This window comes from Endozoicomonas sp. SESOKO4, from assembly GCF_024606275.1.
On sequence record NZ_JAHHPS010000245.1, the window covers coordinates 1 to 1,319 of the forward strand.

Genomic DNA, 1,319 nt, shown 5'->3' on the forward strand with positions numbered 1-1,319 from the left:
CACGTCTTCAAGAGAGCCTGGCTGAAATGCTTCTGGGATTTAATGATCTGGAAGAGAATGGTGTCATGTTCAGGGCGCCCGTCATGAAAGGTCAGAAAACGGGCTGGTTCTTCGATCATCGTTTAAACCGTGGACGTTTGCGTCACTACGTCAATGCTAAGAAAGTATTGGATGTTTTCAGTTATGTCGGAGGCTGGGGCGTTCAATGTGCGGCTTTTGGTGCCAGCCAGGTCACCTGTGTGGATGCTTCTGAACAAGCGTTAGACCTGGTCCATGAAAATGCCGGGCTTAATGGTCTTGCCGATCGTGTTGAGTCTATCCATGGCGATGCTTTCACGACTCTGAGAACTCTGAGGGATGAAGGTGAGAAGTTCGACGTCGTGATTGTTGATCCACCGGCCTTTATCAAGAAACGCAAGGATACCAAAGCGGGTGAACAGGCCTATCGCCGTATTAATGAATTGGCCATGAGGTTGCTGGAAAAGGATGGCATTTTGGTGTCCTGTTCCTGTTCCATGCATCTTCAAAAAGATTCACTGTTTGATGCTCTGAGAGCGGGCAGCCGCCATATTGATCGTAATTTGCAAATCATCGAGCAAGGCCACCAGGGCCCCGATCACCCTGTTCTGCCTGCCATACCGGAGACAGAGTACATCAAGGCGATCATTGCCCGGGTGACCCGAGTCTGATTAGCATTTCAGCCGGTTAATCACTGCAACCAGTTGGTCTGCGTCTTCCTCCGTATTGTAGATGTGAGGTGAAAAACGCAGGCCTTCGGATCTTTGATCGCAGAATATGTCAGCACCATGCATGGCTTTCATCGCTTTCTGGTTATCTGTAAATGAGATGGCCAGGGTGCCTCCTCGACGATTTCCCTGCAATGGAGAGCGAATCTCTCCTTGATTAATCCGAGCGATCATGCGATCAATCAGCTTCTGATTATGTTGGAAAATCCTTTCGATACCGATATGACTCAGAGTTCGGATACTCTCTGCAGAGACGGTAAAAGGCATTATGGAAGGAGTTCCTCCGGTAAATCGTCTCGCGTCATCCGCATAGTTAAAGTGATGAATATCAAACGCCATGGGGTCCTGGTGAGAAAACCAGCCGAGATCCATAGGCCTGCATTGTTCGATGATGTCATCACTGGCCCAGAGATAACCACTGCCAGGTCCACCACACAGCCATTTAACACTGGAACCGATCACGAAGTCGGCCTGCCAGAGTTTGAGGTCAATGGGAACAACTCCGGCTGACTGGGCGATATCTACGACTGAAATAATCGACTTCCTTTTGGTCAGTTCTGTGATGTCAGACAC

Annotated in this window: 2 protein-coding genes; one reads left to right on the top strand and one right to left on the bottom strand. The window is 49.3% G+C overall.

The genetic code is table 11. The features are described from left to right. On the top strand, positions 1-689 hold a 689-nt coding region (locus tag KDK16_RS04495), incomplete at its 5' end, for a class I SAM-dependent rRNA methyltransferase (protein ID WP_257274877.1). Here KDK16_RS04495 and KDK16_RS04500 read toward each other — a convergent pair. Then, positions 690-1,319 (bottom strand): aminotransferase class V-fold PLP-dependent enzyme (locus KDK16_RS04500; protein WP_257274878.1); only part of this gene is annotated, 630 nt, incomplete at its 5' end. It lies immediately after the preceding gene.